Annotated in this window: 17 protein-coding genes; 7 read left to right on the top strand and 10 right to left on the bottom strand. The window is 58.3% G+C overall.

Annotated features, from left to right (window positions below; all coding sequences use genetic code 11):
* The first annotated feature begins 940 nt into the window (after positions 1 to 940).
* From Q0X47_RS01120 to Q0X47_RS01100, 5 genes are all read left to right on the top strand, one after another.
* Positions 941 to 2548: a cytochrome ubiquinol oxidase subunit I gene (locus Q0X47_RS01120; protein WP_297721892.1), complete on the top strand. Its 1608-nt coding sequence runs from the start codon at positions 941 to 943 to the stop codon at positions 2546 to 2548.
* A gap of 15 nt (positions 2549 to 2563) precedes the next feature.
* Positions 2564 to 3718: a cytochrome d ubiquinol oxidase subunit II gene (cydB, locus tag Q0X47_RS01115; RefSeq protein ID WP_297721760.1), complete on the top strand. Its 1155-nt coding sequence runs from the start codon at positions 2564 to 2566 to the stop codon at positions 3716 to 3718.
* A 109-nt stretch (positions 3719 to 3827) separates the two neighbouring features.
* Positions 3828 to 5639, top strand: coding sequence for a thiol reductant ABC exporter subunit CydD (gene cydD, locus Q0X47_RS01110; protein WP_297721757.1), 1812 nt, complete (start codon positions 3828 to 3830; stop codon positions 5637 to 5639).
* Entirely contained in the window at positions 5636 to 7582 is a 1947-nt protein-coding gene (cydC, locus tag Q0X47_RS01105; RefSeq protein ID WP_297721754.1) for a thiol reductant ABC exporter subunit CydC, read from the top strand. The genes cydD and cydC overlap by 4 nt, the downstream gene beginning before the upstream one ends.
* Positions 7583 to 7610: 28 nt before the next feature.
* On the top strand, positions 7611 to 8903 hold the full coding sequence (locus tag Q0X47_RS01100; protein ID WP_297721751.1) for a histidine kinase: 1293 nt from the start codon (positions 7611 to 7613) through the stop codon (positions 8901 to 8903).
* Positions 8904 to 8936: 33 nt separating this feature from the next.
* On the opposite strand, the gene Q0X47_RS01095 is transcribed toward Q0X47_RS01100, so the two are convergent.
* The 6 genes from Q0X47_RS01095 to coaD are packed head-to-tail and all read right to left on the bottom strand — an operon-like array spanning position 8937 to position 13280.
* Positions 8937 to 9599, bottom strand: a complete 663-nt coding sequence (locus Q0X47_RS01095; protein ID WP_297721748.1) for a response regulator transcription factor — start codon at positions 9597 to 9599, stop codon at positions 8937 to 8939.
* A 12-nt stretch (positions 9600 to 9611) separates the two neighbouring features.
* Positions 9612 to 10574 carry a bifunctional DNA-formamidopyrimidine glycosylase/DNA-(apurinic or apyrimidinic site) lyase gene (mutM, locus tag Q0X47_RS01090; protein ID WP_297721745.1) on the bottom strand — a complete coding sequence of 321 codons (963 nt, stop codon included), beginning with the start codon at positions 10572 to 10574 and terminating at the stop codon, positions 9612 to 9614.
* The gene (gene rnc / locus Q0X47_RS01085) at positions 10567 to 11331 is read right to left on the bottom strand and encodes a ribonuclease III (RefSeq protein ID WP_297721743.1); all 765 of its coding nucleotides are present in this window, start codon (positions 11329 to 11331) and stop codon (positions 10567 to 10569) included. The genes mutM and rnc overlap by 8 nt, the downstream gene beginning before the upstream one ends.
* Positions 11328 to 11969 (bottom strand): DUF177 domain-containing protein, encoded by a 642-nt coding sequence (locus tag Q0X47_RS01080; RefSeq protein WP_297721740.1) that lies wholly within the window; start codon positions 11967 to 11969, stop codon positions 11328 to 11330. Before Q0X47_RS01080 ends, rnc begins: the two co-directional genes overlap by 4 nt.
* A complete protein-coding gene (locus Q0X47_RS01075) occupies positions 11962 to 12729 on the bottom strand; it encodes a hypothetical protein (protein WP_297721737.1) in 768 nt (255 codons plus the stop codon). The genes Q0X47_RS01080 and Q0X47_RS01075 overlap by 8 nt, the downstream gene beginning before the upstream one ends.
* An 8-nt stretch (positions 12730 to 12737) precedes the next feature.
* The gene (gene coaD, locus Q0X47_RS01070; protein WP_297721733.1) at positions 12738 to 13280 is read right to left on the bottom strand and encodes a pantetheine-phosphate adenylyltransferase; all 543 of its coding nucleotides are present in this window, start codon (positions 13278 to 13280) and stop codon (positions 12738 to 12740) included.
* A 38-nt stretch (positions 13281 to 13318) separates the two neighbouring features.
* Between coaD and rsmD the strand changes: the two genes are divergently transcribed.
* Positions 13319 to 13885 carry a 16S rRNA (guanine(966)-N(2))-methyltransferase RsmD gene (gene rsmD, locus Q0X47_RS01065; protein ID WP_297721730.1) on the top strand — a complete coding sequence of 189 codons (567 nt, stop codon included), beginning with the start codon at positions 13319 to 13321 and terminating at the stop codon, positions 13883 to 13885.
* Here rsmD and Q0X47_RS01060 read toward each other — a convergent pair.
* The 4 genes from Q0X47_RS01060 to aspA form a co-directional block, all read right to left on the bottom strand.
* Complete coding sequence (locus Q0X47_RS01060) at positions 13851 to 16286, bottom strand: tellurium resistance protein TerC (RefSeq protein WP_297721728.1); 2436 nt, start codon at positions 16284 to 16286, stop codon at positions 13851 to 13853. The genes rsmD and Q0X47_RS01060 overlap by 35 nt on opposite strands.
* Positions 16287 to 16328: 42 nt before the next feature.
* Positions 16329 to 18779 (bottom strand): ATP-dependent DNA helicase RecG, encoded by a 2451-nt coding sequence (locus Q0X47_RS01055; RefSeq protein ID WP_297721726.1) that lies wholly within the window; start codon positions 18777 to 18779, stop codon positions 16329 to 16331.
* 87 nt (positions 18780 to 18866) lie between these two features.
* Positions 18867 to 20486, bottom strand: a complete 1620-nt coding sequence (locus Q0X47_RS01050) for a DAK2 domain-containing protein (RefSeq protein ID WP_297721723.1) — start codon at positions 20484 to 20486, stop codon at positions 18867 to 18869.
* Between the two features lie 171 nt (positions 20487 to 20657).
* Entirely contained in the window at positions 20658 to 22103 is a 1446-nt protein-coding gene (aspA, locus tag Q0X47_RS01045) for an aspartate ammonia-lyase (protein ID WP_297721720.1), read from the bottom strand.
* 269 nt (positions 22104 to 22372) lie between these two features.
* Between aspA and rpmB the strand changes: the two genes are divergently transcribed.
* The gene (gene rpmB, locus Q0X47_RS01040; RefSeq protein WP_295028692.1) at positions 22373 to 22570 is read left to right on the top strand and encodes a 50S ribosomal protein L28; all 198 of its coding nucleotides are present in this window, start codon (positions 22373 to 22375) and stop codon (positions 22568 to 22570) included.
* Positions 22571 to 22690: the final 120 nt, after the last annotated feature.

Here is a 22690-nt window from a genome sequence, read left to right as displayed (position 1 = left end):
CCACCATCAGAACGGGTCCGGCGCCGCCGCCGGCGGGTTGTGCTGTTTTCGCTCTCCGGGGTCGTGTCTTTCTCAGCAGTGGGGGTATTCCCGCCCTCGGGTGCGTTATGCGCCGGGGTTTTCTTACGGCTGGAGGTTTTCGAATTGGTCCGAGAGGTCGACGCAGACTCGCCCTTAGTGGTCGAGGACTTTCTCCGGCTGCGGTTTTCCGGCTCGACGGTGGCACTCTGATTAGAACGAGTATTGCGAGCCGGTTTTTCTTCGGCTGGCGCCGCCGGAGTAAAGGTGGACAGGTCTGGGGCCTGGAACAGCAGGCTAGCGGCCGGCAAAGACACCCCTGCGCTGGGCACACTAGTGGCAGACGACGCTTCTGAAGCCGAGAAAGTCGGACCGGAGTCCTTTACCTTCCTTGAGGATGCATTTACTTTTTGAAAAGTCTGGTCTTTCGTATCTTTAGTGGCGGAGGACCGAGTACGAGTTCGTGCCGTACCGGAATTACGCGAAGTCGTTTTAGCAACCGCAGTTTTTTCGGATTCTGTTGTCTTATTCACTTTAAAGCTCCTGCAAGAGACCGGCCAGCAACCAACCGATCTATTTAGTTGTCAGTCATCACCAAACGGTGGAAAGTCTAAGAGAGATAAGGGATAGACCGGGCTAATGAAACCGCGAGACTGGGCTCACAAAAGGTTCCGAGTTGCCGACTTGGGCTGCTCAAGACACTCCTATCTCTGTGGAACATCCTATCGCACAGTCGGATTTTTTGCCCAGAAAAACCTCCGATGGGGGTGCGAAATGTACAAGTTGGTAAAATTTTAGGGTAGATTTAGGAAGTGGCTCAGGTTCGCTTGGCGATTACGCTATGTGACCACGAAGTAAATCTGATCCTAAATGCAATTTCTATAAAATCTACGGAAAGGCGGAAAAGGTGACCGTCGTCTCAATGGGGCTTGAAGGCCTCGACTTGGCGCGGTGGCAGTTCGGTATTACAACCGTCTACCACTTTATCCTGGTTCCGTTCACCATCGGCATGTCCTTGCTGGTAGCACTGATGGAAACATTGTGGTACCGCACCGGCAAGGAATACTGGCTGAAGGCGACACGGTTCTTTGGAAGGCTGTTTATTGTTAACTTTGCCTTGGGCGTTGCAACCGGTATCGTGCAGGAATTCCAATTCGGCATGGGCTGGTCCGAGTACTCCCGCTTCGTCGGTGATATCTTCGGCGCTCCTCTGGCTTTTGAAGCTCTGCTTTCATTCTTCATGGAGTCTACGTTCCTCGGAGTGTGGATCTTCGGTTGGGGCAAGATCTCCAAGAAAGCTCACGTTGTCGTGTCTTGGCTGGTAATGGTCGGCGTCAACACTTCTATGTTGTGGATTATCGGCGCTAACTCCTGGATGCAGCGCCCGGTTGGTGCGGTCTTTGACCCGGCTACCGGTCGCGCTACCTTGAACGGCGCTACCGCATTCTTCCAAGTTGTTACCAACTCCACCATGTGGCTCGCTGTGTTCCACGTGGTAACTTCTTCTATCTTGCTGGCCTCCACCATCGTGGCCGGCATTTCTCTGTGGTGGATGGTTCGCGCCGCCAACGCTGGCGGTATCGGCGACACCGAAGCCCGCGAAGTCTGGCGTCCGATTGCCCGCTGGGGCATGACCATCATGCTGGTCGCTGGCGTTTTGACCATTGCTTCGGGCCACTTGCAGGGCCAGCATCTGGTTTACTACCAGCCGGCCAAGATGGCTGCCGCTGAGGGTCTGTGCGCTGGCGAATCCGGCGCCCTGGCTCTGGTGGCTTTCTCGGACTGCCCGCAGAACATCCAAAAGAACGACGACGGCTCTTGGCCGTTGACCGAAGTCGGTGTCGGCAAGATTCCGGGTCTGCTCGGTTTTGTCGCGCACAATTCGTTCTCCCGTTCCATCGCCGGTATGGCTGACTCCTCCGAGCGCACCCAGACCATGCTAGAGAACGCCGCGGACAAGTACGGCGATAAGGCTCCGAACATCGACACCGCTAACACTTCTGGGATTAAGGGTGAAACCGGCGTTTACAGCTGGGCTCCTTATTCACCGTCCGTCCTGCTGGTGTTCTGGTCCTTCCGCTTGATGATGGGCCTGGGTCTGTTCTGTGCAGCCTTGGCTCTGGTCGGTCTGTACCAGACCCGTGGCGGCAAGGTTTCCACCTCTAAGGGTCTGAAGCGTCTCGCCCTGATTACGCTGCCGATGCCGTTCCTGTCTGCGTCCTTCGGCTGGATTATGACCGAGTTTGGTCGTCAGCCGTTCATCGTGTACCCGAACCAGGATGCCTTCGGTTCTGACCTCGCGGTCAAGACCGACGCCGCCGGCGTGTTCATGCTGACTGGCGACGGCTTGTCTGGCGTAGTTAGTCCGCTTGAGTTCTTGATTTCGTTGATTCTGTTCACCTTGGTTTACCTGGTGCTCGGTATCATCTGGTTCAAGCTCATGGTCCGTTACTCCAAAGAGGGCATCAACACCCCGGCCTCCGATGGTGGCCCGAACGCTGCCTCTCAAGAGTTGTCGTTCGCTTACTAAGGAGGAAATCAGACAATGACTTTTCTGCAAATCCTTTGGTTTATCCTCGTAGCGGTCCTGTGGGCTGGCTATCTCGTCCTGGAAGGCTACGGCTTGGGTACCGGTATGTTGCTGCGTATCATCGGTAAGACCGATGACGAGCGCGGTCAGATGGTTCGCGCCATCGGCCCGCACTGGGACGGCAACGAAGTGTGGCTGCTCACCGCTGGTGGCGCGACCTTCGCTTCTTCTCCCGAGTGGTACGCCGTGATGTTCTCCGGTATGTACATCGCTTTGTTCCTGGTTCTGCTGTGCTTGATTGGTCGTATCGCGGCTATCGAATGGCGCAACAAGGTGGACACGCTGAAGTGGCGCAGCACCTGGGATACCATCCAAACCATCACGGCTTGGCTGGTTCCGGTTCTGCTGGGTGTAGCCTTCGGCAACCTGGTAGCCGGCATGAAGATTATCGTGGCCGATCCCAAGACCCCGTTCACCGAAGTTGGTCCTGAGAACGTCGACATCGCCAATGCCGGTATGTCTCAGATTCACTCTTTCATCGGTCTGGGCCAATTCCCCTTCAGCCAGCTGGTGAGCTTGCTGATTGGCGGTTCCGGTTTCGCGATTCTCGGCGGTTTGGTAATTGCCTCTCTGTCCTTGGTCCAAGGCGCCAACTTCTTGGCTCTTAAGACCGACGGAGCTGTTCAGGAACGCGCGGTCGCGATTGCCCCGAAGTTGGGTCTCATTTCGACCGTCCTGACCGCAGTCTTTGCGGTGTGGGGCACTTTCGCTTTCAAGGGCGATGGTTTCATCTTCGCACTGATCTTCCTGGTCCTCGCGGCAGTCTGCCTCATCGTCAGCCTGCTCTTTGCGTTCAAGGGTGCTTCAGCAAAGGCCTTCACCTTCAATTCCATCGCCATTGCTATGGCTGTGGCTTGGGTGTTCGCCATGCTCTTCCCGAACGTAATGAAGTCCTCGATTGATCCGGCTTACTCGCTGACTATCGCTCAGTCTGCGGCTTCCGCAGGAACTCAGATTGTGATGACCGTGGCGGCCATCATCCTGGTTCCGATCGTATTGGGTTACACCATCTGGTCTGTCTACATGTTCCGCGCTCGTATCAGCGTGGCTCCTGCAGGCGGCTTGGAGCCCGATAAGATTCGCGAAGGCGCGAACTTCCTGGTTGGCTAAATAAAGCGACGACGGTCTGAAACCGTTACGGGCGGGTCACTACGGTGGCCCGCCCGCACCAGTTTAACCGGGGTTTCGTCCTCCTCGCGTTGTGGAGATTTTCCCTAAAATGTGGAAAGCTGAGGGGGTGAAACCCATGGACCCCCGACTGCTGAAGTACGCAAAAACTGCCCGCGGATACATCATCTTTATCACTGTTTTTGGTTTTTTCTCGGCAGTTTTCATCATCGCTCAAGACTGGCTCATCTCGAAGGCCGCGACCCCGGTCATCATGGATCACCAGCCTTTGTCTTTCATCGTTCCCACCCTCGGAGTGTTGGTTTTGGTCCTTTTGGGTAGGGGCTTGTCCCTGCTGGTTCGGCAGTGGTTTGCGCACCGGGCAGCGACGGGTGCTATCAAAGAAATCCGGGAAAAAGTCCTGTCCCACGCTACCAAGCTCGGCCCCCGCTGGCAAACCCAGCACGGTCAAGACACCGTGACCACGGTCGTGCGCGCCTTGAAAGACCTCGACGCTTACTTCGTTTTTTTCCTGCCCCAACTTTTACTCTCGGTGACAGTCACTCCCCTAACCCTGTTGGTGATTTTTTACCTGGACTGGATTAGCTCTCTGTTCGTGCTGGCCACCATTCCGCTCATCCCCCTGTTCATGATTCTCATCGGGATTTTGACCCAGGAATACTCCGACAAACGCCTAGCTTCCATGAAACGCATGGGCGGTCAATTGGTGGACCTCCTGGCCGGCCTAGCAACCCTGAAATCTTTGGGACGCGAGCAAGACCCCGCCAAGCAGGTGAAACGGGTCGGCTACGAATACTCCCGTTCCACTATGCAAACGTTGCGCGTCGCGTTCATGAGCGGCGGTGCTCTGGAATTCCTGACCACCCTGTGTGTGGCTCTGGTTGCGGTAGAAGTCGGGATTCGTCTGTTGAATAACCAACTCGACCTGTTCACCGGGCTGCTGGTCATCATGCTGACTCCGGAGGTCTTTAGCCCGCTGCGCGAAGTCGGCAAGCAATTCCACGCCTCCTCCGACGGTGTCACCGCCGCGGAAGCCGCCTTTGCTATCCTTGAGGAACCGCTGCCGAAAACCGGGCACCTCGCGGCTCCTGACTTAGCAAAAGCCACCATTCAGCTACGTGACATAGGCGTGAAAGCTCGTGGTATGTGGGCTCCCGCCAACCTCACGGCTAGCCTCGAACCGGGGAAAATTTACGCCCTGACCGGCGCCAGCGGTTCCGGGAAAACGACCACCGCCATGAGCCTTTTGGGGCTGCAAACTGTGGACCAGGGCGAGCTGACGGTGAGCGGACCCGCGGGCGACGTACCGCTGCACGACATCGACCCGGCCTCGTGGTGGGAACAATGTGCCTGGGTTCCCCAAAATCCGGCTATTCTGCCCGGAACAGTTTTGGAAAATCTGGGCGAGTCCGGGGACACCCCGAGCCCCGCCCTGGTGGAAGCCAGCCGTATCACCCACTTCGATACGGTGGTGCAGGGGCTGTCAGAAGGCTGGCTGACCCAGCTTGGCGCTGGCGGCTTGGGTTTGTCAGTCGGTCAGCGGCAACGCTTGGCGTTAACCCGCACCCTGACCCAAAAAGCACAGTTCATCGTCTTGGACGAGCCGACCGCGCACCTGGACGCAAATCTGGAAACCCAGGTCATTGCCGGAATTAAAGCCCTGAAAGCTCAAGGGAAAACAGTGGTCGTCATTGCCCACCGCCAAGCCGTGATGAATGTCGCCGACGTGTCTATTCCGGTCGAAACCAGAACTTTCACCGCAGCCGAAGCGGAACAGGAAGCTCAGGCGGCAGCCGAAGCGAAACCGAAACCGCGGGAACGCAAACGCAAACCGGATGGGCGTGAGGATTTGCCCCCGCTCATTTTGAATCTAGATTTTGCTGATAACGAGGTGCGCGCATGAGTAGCGACAAGTCAACTTTCCCCGCCGAAGTCATGGAATCCGCTGCCGGGTTTTATGGTCCCGCTATGAAAAACACGGCGTTTATTTCGCGCGAGGAGCTGCGCAACCTGCGCCTGACCTATCGGATGATGCGCCTGAATCGCGCCAATATGGCTCTGGCTATCCTCCTGGGCGTCTCGACGTTGGCCTGCGCCATCGGGCTGTCGGTGGTGGCGGCTTGGCTCATCGCCCGTGCCGCCCAGATTGACGCTCTGTGGATGGACTTGGCGGTCGCGGCCGTAGCCGTGCGTTTCTTCGGGATTGGCCGGGCGTTGTTTCGCTATCTGGAGCGCCTGGCGTCTCACAAGGTCGCCCTGTTGGGGGTAGCCGATTTGCGGCACACGGTTTACCGGATTCTGGCGGGTCGTCCGGCCAAAAATATCGCAGCCTTGCGGCGCGGGGAAATCCTGGCCCGCACGGGCGGCGATGTTGATTCGGTCGGAGACTTCGTGGTGAAGTCTGTCCTTCCCGGAATGGTTACGGCTCTCACCGCCCTCGCCACCGTTATTTTGTTCTGGTTCCTGGCTCCCCTAGCAGCGCTCACGCTGCTGATCTGCCTGCTGATGGCCGGAGTGGTGGGACCTTTGCTGACAATTCGTGCCGCCCGTATCGCCGAGCTGGCTTCCCAGCAGGCCCAGATTGAGCTGACTGCCAGCGCCCAAAACCTCATGATGAATGCCAGCGAACTGGCAGTTTCCGGGCGTCTGCAGGCTGCGCAAGACCACCTCAACCAAGTCGAACAAGTCATTCAACGTCTGAAAGACAAGGCTGCCCGCCCCTCTGCCATCGCCGCTTTTATTGACAATATTTCGATGGGGGCGGCCGTCCTGTGCGGTTTTCTGATTGGCACTCCCCTGGTCGTCAGCGGCCAGCTGTGGGACGTGAACCTGGCGATTTTGGTGCTGGCTCCCCTAGCAGCTTTTGAAGGGACCTCCCAACTGGCTGCCGCCGCGGTACAGCTGGTGTCCTCCGGGGCCGCCGCGACCCGTCTGGTGGATTTGATGGGTGGAGCTGACTATGTCGAAGCCGCCCTGAAGCAGATTTACGCAGAAGACGCCGCCCCGACCAGCGATGCCGTCCCGGATGCGGCGGTCAACGCGGAGGGGCACCGCACGGAACTCTCGCCCGTCACCGAAGTTGAGGCTCGCCTGGTAGCCAAAGACCTGGAGATTGGGTGGCCCGGCGGGCCGATTATTGCCAGCGGAATTGATTTGGAACTGCGCCCCGGCAAGGCTTTGGCGATTGTGGGGCGTTCCGGAATCGGCAAATCCACGCTGCTTTATACCTTGGCAGGTTTGATTCCGCCGCGCGGTGGCAGCCTGACGCTGGGAGGAATCGACATCAGCACACTGCCGCGTCCCACCGTGAGCGAAAAAATCGTGATGACCGCGGAGGACGCCCATATTTTTGCCACCACCGCCCTAGAGAACATTCGGGTAGCGCGAGCCAATGTGGGCACCGTGGAGGCAGAAAAGCTTCTGCAAGAGGCAGGAATGGGGCCGTGGCTTAAGGCCGCTCCGGACGGCCTGGACACTGTGCTCGGCATGGACGGAGCCGCACTGAGCGGTGGAGAACGTCGACGCATCCTGTTGGCACGGGCTTTGGCGACCCCGGCGCAGCTCCTCGCCCTGGACGAACCCGGAGAGCACCTGGACGGGGCTCTAGCCGACCAGCTGGTGTCGGACCTACTGGCGACCGGCAAGAGCGGGGAACGCGGCGTGCTGTTGGTCACTCACCGGCTCAGTGCCTTGGACAAAGCCGATGAAGTCATCGTTCTTGGTAAGCTGGATAGCGAAGACGAGGACGGCGTGACCCACATCACCGCTCGCGGAACACACGCCAGTTTGGTCAAAACCAACCCCACCTACCGTTGGAACCTAGAACAGGAGAAAAGCTACGTCTGAGCTAAGAAGCCTCAAGGTTAATAAATATTTGGGGGAAAGCCACGCAGTTTTGCGTGAAAAAATCTATGCGCTGAACTTGGAGCTCGAAACTTTGCAGCGGTGGAACCGCATGAGCCAAAGCATTACCACGGCGCTGCTGGAAGACACCGATGAAGAGGAAGCGCTGTCCCTCATCGCCTCTTCTGTGCGCCGGGTAGCGGAAGCCGATACGACCCTGATTGTACTGCCCAGCTTGGGCGGAAAATACATTTGTGAAATTGCTGACGGCGAAGCTGCCACACAGATGATTGGGATGGAATTTCCTCCCGAGGGGCGCGCCCAGGCGGTCATTCGCAACAATGTCGGCATCATTGTGGAGTCGATGGAACGCGCCAACTTACTGCGGATTCCCGAACTGTCCATTTTTGGTCCGGCTCTTTATGCCCCGATGAGCGAGCGCGGAGCCGCCAGCGGGGTCATTATCCTGTTTCGCAACCCTGGCAGCCCCGAATTTACCGTGCCGGATTTGCGAGCCGCCGAGAATTTTGCGGCACAAGCCACTTTGGCGCTGCGCCTGTCCGGCGTGCGGCAGTCCGAAGACCGCGCGGAGCTGCTGGAAGAACGCCAGCGCATTGCTCGTGACCTGCATGACCTGGCTATACAGCAGCTGTTCGCGACCTCCCTGCACCTCGAAGCCTTAAAAGAAGACCTCAGCGATCAGGAACTCACAGCTCAGACGATTCGCACCACCCTGGATGAGGCGTTGCGTTCAGTGGGCGACTCTGTGGGGGAAATTCGCCGAATCGTCAGCGAACTGAAAGATCAAGACAGCGCGGAACCGGAGCTGTTGGGCGGATTGCGGATGGAGGCCTCGCTGTCTCGTCGTTCCCTCGGATTCGCGCCTTCGCTCATTGTGCGCGTAGACGATGAAGTTTGCACCCTGGACAATATGGAACGAATGGAGGAACGGCTGCGCCGGAGGCTACCGGAAACCCTCATCTCGGATGTGTTGGCAGTCGTGCGCGAGGGCTTGACGAACGTGGCTCGCCACGCCCACGCCACCGAGGTGCGTCTGGAAGTAGATATTTGGTTCAATCCGGAGTTGATACCACCCCGATGCGCCCTCACCGACGCGAGCGTACCCACGCCAACCCAGCCCAACGGACTGCTGCGAGTGGAGATTCAGGATGACGGGTGCGGGCTTAATTCCAAGATTGACCACCATTCGGGCTTAGCCAATATGGCCGCGCGCGCCACGATTCACCTGGGGATGATGCGCATCGGTAAACGCCCCGACGGCGCCAGCGGAACCCTTCTGACGTGGTGTATTCCGCTTAGTTAATTTCGGGATTGAGACGCTATCTGCCTGCCGGGCTCACAGTTCCTGACGCGGAGAATTCTTGCGCCACTCTGCGGAACGCTGCGATGCAACCCACGCCGCCACCTGGGTGCGCCGTTGCAGGCCCATTTTCGACAGCAGTGCCGTAATGTGGTTTTTCACGGTCTTTTCGGCCACGCCTAGGGCATCCCCAATTTCCCGGTTAGATAGGCCATCGCCGATTAATCCCAGGATTTTCTTTTCAGTAGGGGTCAAGTGTTCGGTAGGGTCGCTGCGGTTTGCGCTGGTGCGGGTCACGGTACGCTCATCGAGCAGAGTCCTCCCCGCCGCCACGGCCTTGATGACGTTCGTAATTTCCACCCCGGCGACAGTTTTCAACAGATAAGCTGCCGCCCCCACTTGCAGGGATTCCGCCAGCGCCTCGTCATCGTCAAAGGAGGTCAGCACCACCATGCGGGCGTTTGGCGTCATTACTCGCAGCTGACGAATCAAATCGATGCCGGTGCCGTCGGGCAGCTGCAAGTCCACCAAGACCACGTTCGGGTTGGCCAACTCGGCCCTAGACAGGGCTTCGGCAACCGAACCGGCTTCGGCGACGACTCGCAAATCCGCTGCCCTATCGACAAGCTCGGCGATTCCACGGCGAACAATCTCGTGGTCGTCAACAATCATGACGCGAATCTCCGACTGCTCAGTCATCTTTGGTCCTTCCTAACGTTTTCGCTGGCAGCGTGGGCAAAACACGCTGGAGCGACCGTCAATAGTCATTTTATCGAGCCGGGTCCCGCAGCGGCGACAACTTTGGCCGCCCCGACCGTAAACCTGCAATTCTTTCGCAAATTCGCCAGGATTACCCCAAGAATTCACGTACAGGCGGTCAAACGAAGTACCGCCGAAGTCCAAAGCCTGCTCCATCACGACCGCCACAGCACTCAGCAACTCCCGCAGTTTCCTGTCACTGAGCGACCGGCCGGGAGTAGCGGGATGTATTCGGGCAGCAAACAGGCCTTCATCTGCATAAATATTGCCAATACCGGAGACAATGCCCTGATCTAACAGCTTGGTTTTTATCGCTCGAGTACTGGCGTGAGTCTTTTCCACGAACTCCGTCGTGTCGCGGCTCGGATCGAGTACATCACGGGCAATATGTTCCACATCCTGAGGCAGCAGCGGTTCCGTGGAGCCAGTTCCCCCGGGCGCACCGTCCGCGGTGGGCCGCAGCGTCCTGAGTTCGACGTGTCCAAAGGTGCGTTGGTCGCAAAACACCAGGTCTTTCCCGTTGTCGAGGGTGAAACGGAGGCGCTCATGGGTGAAGGGGCGAGCCTCCTCGAGGCCTTGCTGAGCTGGTGGTGGCACAGCTGACCCGGCGCTGTGTAGAGCCGCATCTGCGGATTCGACCCGCAGCTGACCCGACATACCCAGGTGCATCACGAGGGCAAGCGAGCCTTCTGCACTTGTGACATCCCCCGCTAAGGGAAACCATAAAAACTTTCCGCGCCGGACTGCTGCGCCCAGACGCGCCCCCTCCAGTCCCGCACGTAACGCGGCAATTCCCCCCTGCTGGTTACGCAAAGTCCGCTCATGGGTCGGGTCACTGATGCTCAGGACCCGCGCTCCCACCACGGTTTGTTCCAGATTCCGGCGAATCGTCTCCACTTCGGGAAGCTCAGGCATCAGCCACCTGATCCCCAAAACGATCCTGCAGCGCCTCGAAAGCAGCCTCGGCAGCGCTGTGTTCAGCGGATTTCTTGGAAGTGCCCTGACCTTCGCCCAGAACCTCACCATCCAACCGGATTTCTGCCCTGAACACGCGGGCATGATCCGGCCCACTGCCCTGCACCACATATTCCGGTTCGCCCAGCGAGTTGGCGGCCGCAAACTCGCTGAGATGGGTCTTCCAGTCCATACCGACCGCCCGGCGCGGCGCGTTGCGCAAGTATCGCCGCAGGTGACGCTCTATAGTGACCCGTGTCGATTCCAAACCTGACGTGAGGTAGGACGCGCCAATCAGGGCCTCTAACGTGTCGGACAAGATGGAGTCCTTTTCCCGGCCGCCCTGACGGTCCTCGCCGATTCCCAGCAGGATGTAATCGCCCAGGTGCAGCCGTCGCGCGACTTCCGCCAGCGGGGTTTGGCTGACGGTGGCGGCGCGCATCGGAGCCAACTCGCCCTCGGGAACATCGGGGAAGTTACGGAACAAGTATTCTGTGACCACGATTTGTAAGACCGCGTCCCCCAGGAATTCCAGCCTTTCATTCGTGCCGGTCGAGCCGGTTTTCCCGTGTTCGTGGGCAAAAGACCGGTGGGTCATCGCGACTACCAAAAGTTCTTTATCGACCGGTTGTCCCCAGTCTGCAAGTAAACGTTCCAAGGTGGCTCGGCTCTGGCCCGGTTCGCCGGTGTCGTCTGTGTTTTGTGGGGATTGTTTCACGAGGCTTCGTTCCCTCCGGCTTCCTGGGCGCGCAGCTCATTAGCTAAATCTCCCAACGCGGCCCAGCGCGGATCCAAAACCTCGTGATGATGATCGGGAGGCAAATCCGCAAACTTTTCCCCGCAATCCGGACATAATCCCTGGCAGTCGGGTCGGCACAGCGGCAAAGTCTCCATGCCCAGCACCAGGGCGTCTCGCAGCACCGGCTCGAGGTCGACCTCATCGTCAGTGCTTACTTCGAGGATGTCCTCCCACTCTTCGTCCCCTTCCTGGCGGGCCGCTTCACGCGCGCCAGGATAGAAAAACATCTGGGTTTCGTTGACTTCTACCGTCCCTGGAACCGGGTCTAAACAGCGCGAACATTGAGCATCAGTCGGTACCGTGCCCCGCAGGCTGACCAAAATCCCCTCGTGCAAGGACTGCAAACTGACCTCGAAACGGCCTTCTGACTCCCGTGAGGTCACGACCCCGTTCGTCCAGGTGTCGGGCAACGGCAACAGGTAATCGTGCAGTTCGAGGGTTTTTCCGGGATTGCCCGGCAGGGAGGTCAAGCCGATGAGATAGTCGAACGCAGCCTCGTGATTGTCTAACCGAGCCGACTTTTTCCCTGCACCATGTGCTTTGGCACTGCTAGTCATGTTTGGCCTCCGGAGTTTCTGCCTCTGGTTGGGGCAAATCGTCGGGGTTAAACCGGGCACGTTCGCTCAAGACCCGCCGTCCTGCCGCGGATTGTTCCTTTAGTTTGTCCAGGGTTTCTTCCAGCTCTGTTAGCTTTTCCTCGCAATAGCGGTCGGCTCCCGCAGCCAGATTGGTCGCCTGACGGGTCGCAGTTTCAATAATCATCTCGGCACGTTCCTTGGCCATGACGACGATGCGTTCTTGGTTGACCAGTTCGTCGGCTCGGGCGTGGGCGTCGGCTTGGATGCGTTCAGAAGTGGAATTGGCCTGTGCCAAGGCTGTCTCAGCCTCCTCTTGGGCGCGGGCGATGACCGCATTTGCTCCGGCCACAATCTGGTTCGCGATGCGGATATCAGTCGGCATCGCCTCGCGTGCCGACTCCAGCAGGGAAAGGGCCTGAGCCTTATTGACCAGCACGGACGAACTCATCGGCAGGGAACGAGCCTGTGAAATTAAGGCTTCCATCTGGGCTAATACGTCCATCAGCTCGGAGCCTTTGTAATCCTGAGCGTTCAGCGCAGCCACCATTTGCTCTGAAGTTAGGGCTTCGGGTTCCACAAACTCCGCTTCGCCAGCGTCATCTGTCGCTGTCGAGTCCGAATCCGGACTGAGGGTCGCGGGGGTCTCCTGCCCGACATCGGGTTCATCTGAGCTGCCCTCAGCAGCGGTAGGCAAATCCGCCGATTCCATTATTTGGTCGTCCCTGTTTTCCTCGCTCATTTTTCTCCCTAGCTGTTGTACTTATCGAAACGGGCTGCTATGACATTATTATCCCGATTTGGAGGGCTGACTTGGTACGCCTCATACAGAGCCTGCGCGGTATCGGCACAAACCATCGAATAGACATCGGCTCCGTAACTGGCAACTTCCTTAACCATAGAACTTGAGATGTGAATCAACGCCGGTTTGCAGCCCACAAACACAGTCGGCGGAGCCCCAATCTGGCGATTCATCTGACTCATCGGATTTTCGTAATCAAAGTCCTGGGAAGTGCGCAGCCCTTTCGCGATGACGTCAATATGATGTTCTTTACAGAAATCAGCTAACAATCCATCCACAATTTCCACGTTGACGCGGGTATCGAGTTTCGCTTCCCGGATAGTGGTCTGGGCCAGTTCGATACGTTTCGGTAGCGAAAGCAGCGGGGTTTTCTTTGAATTCTGAGCAATTCCAATCACCACGACGTCGGCAAAGGTCAAGCATTGGCGCACCATATCGAGGTGCCCATAGGTGAATGGGTCAAAAGTTCCGGGGCAAAGCGCTTGAGTCACGTATCCAGATTACCGGCAATTCGGCTAGGCTGTCGTCTGTGACACGAATTGTTGCTGGCGAAAAAGGGGGCTTGCGCCTGAATGTGCCGAAGTCGGGGACCCGTCCCACTTCGGAGCGGGTGCGCGAAGCGATGTTCTCTCACCTGCTTTGTTCGGGGTTCCCACAAGGTGCCATGGTTTTGGATTTGTTTGCCGGCTCAGGAGCCCTCGGTTTGGAGGCGCTGTCCCGCGGCGGGGTGAGCGCGGTGTTTGTAGATGCCGCCGGATCGGCAGCCAAAGTGTTGCGCGCGAACATAGACGCCCTGCACTACCGGGATCGCGCCCGTGTCCTGGTGAAAGATGCCGCTAAGTTTGTTTCCGAACTGAAACCCGCGGATTGCTTTGACCTGATTTTCTTAGATCCCCCCTACGCTTTGGCGCCTTACGTGCTCTCAGAGATTCTGGCAGGTCTGACCGCGCACCTCAGCCCGGAAGGCGTCATGGTTCTGGAGACATCGAAAAAGTTTCCCGCTCCTGAGATTCCCTCGGGGCTGCAAGCCTACGCCGCTAAGAGCTACGGCGATACCCTGGTCACTTATTTGCAACAGGCTCAGGGCCGAGGTTGAGTTGGGCGGCGCGCTGCGCGATGATGGCACCAAGGGCTGGCAACACCAGATAGATAGCTTCTTTCACAATCATTACCCCGGAATCGTTGATAGGTACCGCCACTGCCATGCCCAGCAAAATACCTAAAGCCACCACGCGCAGGGCCGGCAGGTCAGTGAGCTGATCCCAAGAGGACACCCACCGCGGCCAGGACACCTGGCGACGTTTCACAATCACCAAAGCCGCCACTAGTGCCGCCACTACCAGCACCAAAAGTATGACGACCCCAAGGTTGTTCACAAAGGAACGCAGCACGTCACGGACTTTCCCGGCAATCAACTCCTGACTTTCGCTGCTGCCCAGATTGGACCAAAAGTTTCCGATATGACTGTCTGAACCGCGGGAGAACCAGCCGATAGTCCCCATCACCGCTAGCGTGAGCACCACCCACAGACCGGCGTGCCACCAGCGCGGCCGCGCTCCGGAAGACAGCAAGGCGACAATCCCAAAAGCCAAAATAATTCCCGGAGGTCCCCCAAAATCCGCCCCCCAACGGGGCAAAGCATCAACCAAGAGAACAGCGACGCCGATCCCCGCGGTGGCCCATGCGGCCCGACGCTGGCCCCAAAAACGTTGCAAAACCGGCAGTAACGCCAGCAAAGCCCCGGCAATGAGAATGATGTAGGTGCGGTTAGAGATGCCGTAGTAGCGCCGCGAACTGAGTACCAGGGAACCCATGAATCCGTTGCGCTGATGGGCAGAGCCCAAGACGATGTCCAGCGCCAAAATAAAGAATGAAATCCCCGCCAAGATAGCCACCGCGTGCGAGCTACGCCACAGAGGAACCACCAAAGCCCCCGTAATCACCGCGGTCAAAGCTAGGGCTATTCCAATTGCCCCGACAGCAGAGTCGGTGCCGGGCAAATTCCACCACGGAATCCAGTTCAAAATCAGCGCTGCGGGTAGCATCGCGAAAGCGATAAGGCTCAGGAGCCGCACCGCCCACCAGCTGTTTGCCAATCGCCGCACGCCTCGCGACGCGAAAGCCCAGATTAGCAGCGCCCCGATAGCCAGGTAACACAGCAGGTGAAAGACCTGATACCACGATGAGTTGGCACGCAGGGCGGAGCTGGCATGACGTTGCTGCTCGGTAATCACAGAGCAGGCCCCGGCAACGCTGCCGACCGGGGTAACACTCAGTTCGGGAAGAGTGAGATTCGCCGGGGGGACGAGTTTCGGATTCAGGTAGGTGCGCGCATTAATAACCAAACCGCGCACATCGGCAATGGTGGCTAAACCGGCGGCGCGAGTGGTGGAAGTATAGAGCACGCCCGTGGTGCCAGCAGTTCCGACGCCGGAAGCTGCGGCCGGTTTCCCGCCCGTCAGCGCTAACCCCGGAGTTTGCGCCGCCAACAGCTGCAGGGACCTGGCCCCCTCAAAATCCCCCAACGAGGCGATAATCACCGGCCGAGGGTGCGCCGCCCCCTGATTCGCGCTCAAGATGGCAGAAAGTTGCTGTAAGGACAGGGTCTTTGCCGTATCGTAGGTGTTCTGGTTAAGCACGGCGGTGTCCACTGTATCCAAGTCCACCACGACGTCGCTGGGGGCGGCAGCGAGAAGATCTTGCCACGCGGATTCCAGGACAGTCCGGTTTTTCAGGGTCTTGCCCAGCGGCAAGGCGGGCTGTTGAGCTTTTGCGTCAAGGGCAGCTCTGGCGCCAGCACCGGTTCTCTCGTTATAGAGGGAATCAAGTGCGGAAGGGTTAATCCGCGCCATTTCAGAGATAACCGGCAGTGGCTGCCAATGGGCGACCTGACCGCGCCGATTCGCCAACGGTATTCCCGCATTCCGTCCTACCGCCCACGCGTCCGGGGCGAAAACCCCGTGAGCGGGCCAGGTAATGTTTTCGGTACGACCCTTGAACTGGGCGTAGGTGACGGCTGAGGCTTTGGGCAAGAGCGCGGCGGCGGGGCCAACCTGAACCGGAGTGTTCGCGGTCGTACCGTTACTCTTCACCAGCTTCATCCCCAAGCACGGTGCCCCCACAGTTTTTGCCAGTCGGCGCCCCTCTTCGTCCGCGACGTCGCCACGGGCACGCAGCTGCATCCACCCCTCGGTGGGGCAGGTATAAATCCGAAATGACCTGGTACTCAGTGCCGAAAAAGTAAACGGAACCAACATTTCCCCCAGCTGATTACCTTGCAAATCGAGGTCGCTGGGCTTCAGGCCGCTCATCCCTAAAAACAGTACGCCGGGAGCATCGGGGGAAGGCGCCGCGGTCTTCGCGTCCTGCGTCCACAGGCCGGTTGGAACAAGCGAGTCGCGGGCAGCGACAGGTATCGCGCTGGCCTGAGGAAGTGCCACCAGCGTCACTGTCAGCATCGCGATAAATGCTCCTAGACGCCGCCACCATGAATACACAGGTGGAATTTTACCAAGTTTAAACACACCTACCGTACTCCCCTAGGACTTCGTGAGATTCTGGGCTCCTTCCCCCAGGTCAAACACCAGCCGGGCCAGCTCGGGATGCTTGCTGAGCTGGGGATCTTTCGCCACCACCGCGGCCGCCGCAGCTTTCGCGGCCGTGATGACTTCCACGTCGCTGACCAGGGAAAGCACCTTGAGCCGGGAGCGGCGGCCCGACTGGCTTTGCCCCAGCACGTCGCCCTCCCGCCGAATACTCAAATCGGCCTCAGCCAGCGCGAATCCGTCCCGGCTCGCCGCAAAAGCCAACAGACGCGCTAGAGCCGGAGACAGCGTCCCCTCCCCCGCTTGTGCCATCAAATCCGCCAGGTTGTCCGACACAGGCGGGAAATCCAGGGGGGCAATGGCGAGGCAAACGCCGGGACGGGAACCGCGCCCAATCCGCCCCCGCAGCTGGTGCAGCTGCGAAATCCCGTAACGGTCGGCATCCAAAATAATCATCATGGAGGCTTCGGGCACGTCCATGCCGACTTCCACAACCGTGGTGGACACCAGCAGCGGGGTGCGACCCGCGGCAAAGTCCGCCACGGCCTGTTGCTTGGCGCCTGAATCCAGGTTGGAATGTGCCACCCCGATAGGAATATCCCTAAATACAGGTAGGGCCGCCAGTTGCGCCGCGGTCTGGGTAACGGTGTGCAAGACCCGGCCGGGCTCTAACTCTTCGAGTTCTCCAAACCCGGCTAAATCGTCACCCCAGCTGGTTTGCGCCGAGGTTTTTCGCGTTTTCCGCCCGGTTTCCGCAGGATTGGGAGACTCCGCCCAGTCGGCGGGGTCCTGTTCAGAGGTATCAGGGGCTATCTTGGGGCAAAGCACATAAACTCGCCCTCCCCGTTCGATTTCTTCCGCGGCTCGGCTCCAGGCCCGTGTGACCCACCGCACATTTGCTTCGTTGACCAGGAACGTCTGAACCTCGGCGCGCCCCGCGGGTAGCTGGCGCAACACGGAAACATCCAGGTCTCCAAACACGGTCATGGCGACGGTTCGCGGTATCGGGGTAGCTGTCATCGTCAAGAAATGCGGGGCTCGCTCCCCTTTGGCCAGCAGAGCGCCTCGCTGTTCCACCCCGAAACGGTGCTGTTCATCAACCACCACCAGGGCGAGGCGAGAAAACTGCAGCGACTGGGTCAGCAGAGCCTGGGTCCCCACCACCAGCATCGGCTCACCTGCCGCACCTCGGTTGGCAATTTCTCGTTTCTCCGAGGCGGGTGTTGATCCGGTCAGTAAACGCAGCGGGACACTATCCGTACCGGGCTGTGACCCCGATAGCTCACCCAGAGGATCCGCCAGCGACCCCAACAGTCGATTGAGGGTCTGAAAATGCTGCTGGGCGAGGACTTCGGTAGGAGCCATGAAGGCCGCTTGAAAACCGTTTTGTACTGCGGCGACACACGCCAAAGCCGACACCACGGTCTTGCCCGACCCAACTTCCCCCTGCAGCAGCCGATTCATCGGGACTTCGCGGGCAATGTCCCCCGCGATTTCGTCCCAAACTTGGCACTGCCCGCCAGTGAGCTGGAAAGGCAGCCCCGCCACGACTCGTGAAACCAGGTCTCCAGGTTCCCCGCCCGCATCCGCATTCGGCGCGGAAACGTCCCCCGAAACCGGCAAAGACCAGGCCGGATGTGATTGGATCTGGTTGCGGGCTTTCGCTAGAGCTGCCCCCAGCGTGAATGCCTCACGAAACCGCAGATAATCCACCGCAGCCTGGTATTGGGCATCGGTTTCCGGGTGGTGCAAGCCGAGCAAAGCTGTGTAGGCATCAGGTAGGTTCCTCTCGCGGCGCAGCGAGTCGGGTATGGCTTCGGGAATCTCCGCGGGGTTTAGCATCAGCAGCTGAGAGTCAATGATTTTCCCGATTTTCCAAGAGGGCAGACCCGCGGTGGAGTGATAGAGCGGCTGGGGGCGGGTCGAGAGCGTTTTCACGACTTCCGGGTCATAATCGGCCAGAACCCGGTATTCCGGATGCGCCAGGAAAGCTTCACTGGCCCGGCTGCCCGGTTTGCCTGAAAGCCGCCCGGCAAAAACCGCTAAAGTCCCCTTTTCCAGGCGATTTGCGTGCATATTCAAGGCGTTGGGATGCTTCGCAAAGAAACGCACGGTCAGGCGGTTGGCTCTCCGACCCCACAAGTCCGGACGGAAGCCCCCCTGGTCGGGGGCGCCCGTTTCTAGCTGGTCCTGCAGGGTTACCGTGAGCATGGCTTTGTCGTGGCGGCGGGTCCAGCCCAAGTGTGAATCCATCACCACTGCAAACACTGTGACGTCCGCGCCGGGGGTCAGCGAGTCAAAACGGGTCAGCTCCCCCCATCGATAAGTTCGCCGCGGCGGGTACCACAGCAAGTCACCCAAGGTCAGTACCCCCAGGTGAGCGAACTTGGAGACGACGGATTTCGCCTTAAGCATCCGTTCCAGAGGGGTCTGCAAGTTCACCATGGTTTCACCTTATCAGGCAGCCTCTCACCGAAAATTCTGAAGTTTGGGGGAACTCGAAGGTCACCGCGGACAAAGAAACGCCTGACTTCAAAAACGAACCCCGATACAGGTGGAGCCGGGCTGTCCTCCGTAGTAGGCAACCAGCTCTATATCGGCGTAGCTCGACAGAGCAAGCTGCAGATTCATCCGGTCCGTGCTGACGTTTTCGGAACTGATGACCGCGTGGAGTTCTCGGTTTGGACCCACGTCATTGGCAAGGTCCCGGATTTGGGTGTCCAGGTCATGGTCTGACAGGGGTTCAACCCGGATGCTGGCTTTCAACTCCCGGCAAGCGGTTTCCAAATCGCGCAGCTGCTCCGCGCCTGCACCACGAAACCGCTTTCCCTGCAGAGATTGCACCAGCCACGCAGCGCTCAGTTCATCTTCGGTGTCTGCCACCATTACAGGAGCATCCGAAAATTCGGTATCAACTAAGGAATCGCGCATTGTCAGAGCCATTTCGCGCGATTTGGGGGTGGCGGGGATGATGAGAGCAGCGCGGCCTTTCGGGAGGGCGCGACACGCCCAACAAATCTGTTCGGGATTTTCAGTACCTAAAAGAACCGTGGCTCCCGCTCTGGCATAGGTCTCTACCAGTGCCGGCGCAGCACTGAGGACCAGCAAGCCCGGAGTCACCAGCGGAGCCTGACGGGCGGCAAAGTCAGACAAAACCACCACATTGTCAAAATCCGCAGTGAGTCTAGTTAGGGGATCTTCGTCGCCTTCAATAGGCTCGGGACGCAAGCCGAGATGATGAATCAGTACAGCTCCGTGGGGGTATGGTAGGGCTGCCAGAGGCGATGGTGTGTGTACGTGAGCCACGAAACGTCCCACTCCGATTTCATCTAAAATCTTGCAAACCAGCACTTCGGAGCTAGCCGCTCGCAGGCTTTCCCAAAGTTTTCCGGTGGAGATATCCAAGGCTTCAAAATGGAAAGTGGCAGCAAATTCACCACCCGGCACCGTGTGCCGCAAACTTTCCGCAACGATACGCGACCGATTAGCCCAATCGCTCAACATGGCTTGCACCGTAGAAACATTTGTGAGGGCGTCGCCTTCGGCTGCAGCGGCCAAATCTGCCAAGGACGCAAAAACCAAACACGCTCCCGCCAGACCGGCATCCCCCACCCCGCCGTGGGCGTCAGCGGAATCAATGGTAGCTTCTTGCGCACAAACCAAAGCCGTATCCACGACTTGAGACAACGTCAACAGTTCCAGTTCCGAAAGCTGTTCCGAGACGGTAGAAATCAATCGAGATAGCCCAAATTCACTGGTATCTGCGCCGTTGACTTCCTGAAATGCCCTGTCCATGGCATCGATGGCCATCAGTAAATCGGCCGGACGCACCACCGACGTATCCCCCCAAGCCTCGGCACAGGCGGCAAAACCGGAAGCGAGGAAAATTCCGACCGAACCATAGGGGAATTTCGCAACTTCTCGGCTTAGTGTCGCCATAAATTCGGCGGGACGCAGGGAGAGGGGCAGGGTCTGAGCCGCACGCGTGGCCGCCGCCCAAGAGTTCGCCAGATTAGCTCCGGTGTTGAAATTCGGCACCGGAAAAGTGTTGAGGTCGTCCAACAAATCCCGCGCCTGATTGAGGATCTCCCCCGTGCGCACGCACCACTCGCGAAGGTCTTTAGTCTCCAGCTTTTGTCGCGCGGTATCCAAACTTGTTTCCTCCCTGCTTTCTTCCCAAGTTACCTGTCATCAACCGGTTTTCCCGGTTCCCATTCCGGTAGGTACAGTTTTGCGCCTAACGACCAGAAATGTCGGCCCCACTGCCGCTACCCGAAGCGACAATGGGACCAACCAAACTGGGGAATTATCCTCACCACGGAATCAACGCTGGGGCAGACCCCGTTCATCGTCGCCCCAAACCTTGCCGGTGTAGTGGGGACTCATGAGGGACTCTATGCTGAGGACTTCGTCGACTTCCGCGGCGCTCATCAAGCCTTTCTCAATCACCAGCTCCTTGACAGATTTGCCCGTCCTAGCGGCTTCCTTACCAATCAAGTCACCGTTGTGGTGACCAATGATGTCATTGAGGTAGGTGACAATGCCGATGGAGTTATGCACGTAAGCCTCGCAGACTTCGCGGTTGGCGGTGATACCGTCAATGCACTTGGTACGCAAGGTGTTAATAGCGTTGGTCAGTAGCTCAATGGATTCAAACATGCACTGAGCTGCGGCTGGTTCCATCACGTTTAACTGCAGCTGGCCCGCTGCGGCAGCGTGGGTGAGGGCGACATCGTTGCCCATGACCTTGAAACAAACCTGGTCAACGACCTCGGGAATGACCGGGTTAACTTTTGCCGGCATAATCGAGGAACCCGGCTGCATCTCGGGAAGATTAATTTCATGTAGGCCACAGCGCGGTCCCGAGGAAAGCAAACGCAGGTCGTCACAAATTTTCGACAGCTTGGATGCCAGCCGTTTCAGCACCGCGTGGACTGCCAGGTAGGCGCCGTTATCCGAAGTGGCCTCCAACAGGTTCGTCGCCGGAACAATGTCGTAGCCGGTCACCTCAGCCAGCTTTTGGCACGCGACTTTCGGATAACCCTCCGGTGTGTTCACGCCGGTGCCAATAGCGGTTGCCCCCAAGTTCATTTCCAGCAGCAAAGCCCCGGCGACACGCAGACGTGTCAGTTCCTCGGCGATATTGACCGAAAAACCGTTGAATTCCTGGCCCAGCGTCATGGGGACAGCATCCTGCAGCTGCGTGCGGCCCATCTTAAGAATGTCTTTGAATTCTTCACCTTTGCGAGCAAAAGCGTCGGACAGCTCCTGCACCGCCCGCTCGACATCTTGGAGCAGGGTGTACACTGCTACCCGGAACCCGGTCGGGTAAGCATCATTGGTGGATTGGCTCTTGTTCACGTGGTCGTTGGGGTTGATGATGTCGTAGCGGCCTTTTTCATAGCCCAACAGTTCCAAAGCCAGGTTAGCCACCACTTCGTTAGCGTTCATGTTCACCGAGGTGCCCGCCCCACCTTGGAACACGTCCACGGGGAACTGATCCATGGCTCGGCCCTTCTCTAGCACTTCGTCACAGCCCGCCACGATAGCGGCGACAATGTCGTGCGGAAGAACGTGTAGCTCTTCATTGGCCAGTGCCACCGCTTTCTTAACCTGTACCATGGCTCTGACAAATTCAGGAACGTCTTGGATTTTCTTGCCCGATATATGGAAATTCTCGATTGCCCGCAGGGTTTGCACCCCGTAGTAAGCATCCTCAGGAATTTCACGTTTCCCCAACAGGTCCTCTTCGATACGCCCAGCCATCATCGCTCCTATCTATTCCCCGTAAAAAGGATTTGTACACCGTATTGCCAGGACAACGGCGTCCTGGCAGTCCTATTCTAATCTGCGGGTTCTGCGTCGTGTTTCCGAACGACCGACGTCTTAGGTACACGTGACGAAAGTGCTTTCAAAGCAGGGGTTCGATTTGAGAATCGGTCCGGTTTGCCTTATCATAGTGAGGTTGCTCGTTGAGAGCTGCGGGTTCAAAGCCCGTGAACGACTTTGAAGAATTACAGGAAATCAGAGGTAAGAACATGGCTGCGGTATGCGATGTATGTGGAAAAGGTCCCGGTTTCGGGATGAGTGTGTCTCACTCTCACCGGCGCAACAAGCGTCGTTTCAACCCGAACATTCAGCGGGTTCGCGCCATCGTTAATGGCACCCCCCGGCATTTGAACGTGTGCACCAAGTGCATCAAGTCCAATCGCGTGGTGCGCAACACGGGTCGCTAAACCCGATTCACTTCTTGAATGCCGCGTCAAGGTTTTCCTTGGCGCGGTTTTCTTTTTCTCGCATCGTCAGTAAAAACCCGTTTCGGACCGTAGCCCTGAATGATAAATTCTTGTAAATAA

The sequence above is a fragment of the uncultured Mobiluncus sp. genome, assembly GCF_947254095.1.
In the GTDB taxonomy this organism is placed as follows: Bacteria; Actinomycetota; Actinomycetes; order Actinomycetales; family Actinomycetaceae; genus Mobiluncus.
Note: the sequence above shows the minus strand (reverse complement) of the source record. Positions and strands in the feature narration are given on the sequence as shown.

What these genes read in the sequence shown, in the direction of transcription:
- Q0X47_RS01075 (WP_297721737.1), bottom strand. Translation starts at nt 12,729, where the DNA reads ATGAGCGAGGAAAACAGGGACGACCAAATAATGGAATCGGCGGATTTG.
- rpmB (WP_295028692.1), top strand. Translation starts at nt 22,373, where the DNA reads ATGGCTGCGGTATGCGATGTATGTGGAAAAGGTCCCGGTTTCGGGATG.
- Q0X47_RS01095 (WP_297721748.1), bottom strand. Translation starts at nt 9,599, where the DNA reads ATGACTGAGCAGTCGGAGATTCGCGTCATGATTGTTGACGACCACGAG.
- Q0X47_RS01080 (WP_297721740.1), bottom strand. Translation starts at nt 11,969, where the DNA reads ATGACTAGCAGTGCCAAAGCACATGGTGCAGGGAAAAAGTCGGCTCGG.
- cydB (WP_297721760.1), top strand. Translation starts at nt 2,564, where the DNA reads ATGACTTTTCTGCAAATCCTTTGGTTTATCCTCGTAGCGGTCCTGTGG.
- Q0X47_RS01055 (WP_297721726.1), bottom strand. Translation starts at nt 18,779, where the DNA reads ATGGTGAACTTGCAGACCCCTCTGGAACGGATGCTTAAGGCGAAATCC.
- mutM (WP_297721745.1), bottom strand. Translation starts at nt 10,574, where the DNA reads ATGCCTGAGCTTCCCGAAGTGGAGACGATTCGCCGGAATCTGGAACAA.
- cydD (WP_297721757.1), top strand. Translation starts at nt 3,828, where the DNA reads ATGTGGAAAGCTGAGGGGGTGAAACCCATGGACCCCCGACTGCTGAAG.
- cydC (WP_297721754.1), top strand. Translation starts at nt 5,636, where the DNA reads ATGAGTAGCGACAAGTCAACTTTCCCCGCCGAAGTCATGGAATCCGCT.
- aspA (WP_297721720.1), bottom strand. Translation starts at nt 22,103, where the DNA reads ATGATGGCTGGGCGTATCGAAGAGGACCTGTTGGGGAAACGTGAAATT.
- Q0X47_RS01120 (WP_297721892.1), top strand. Translation starts at nt 941, where the DNA reads ATGGGGCTTGAAGGCCTCGACTTGGCGCGGTGGCAGTTCGGTATTACA.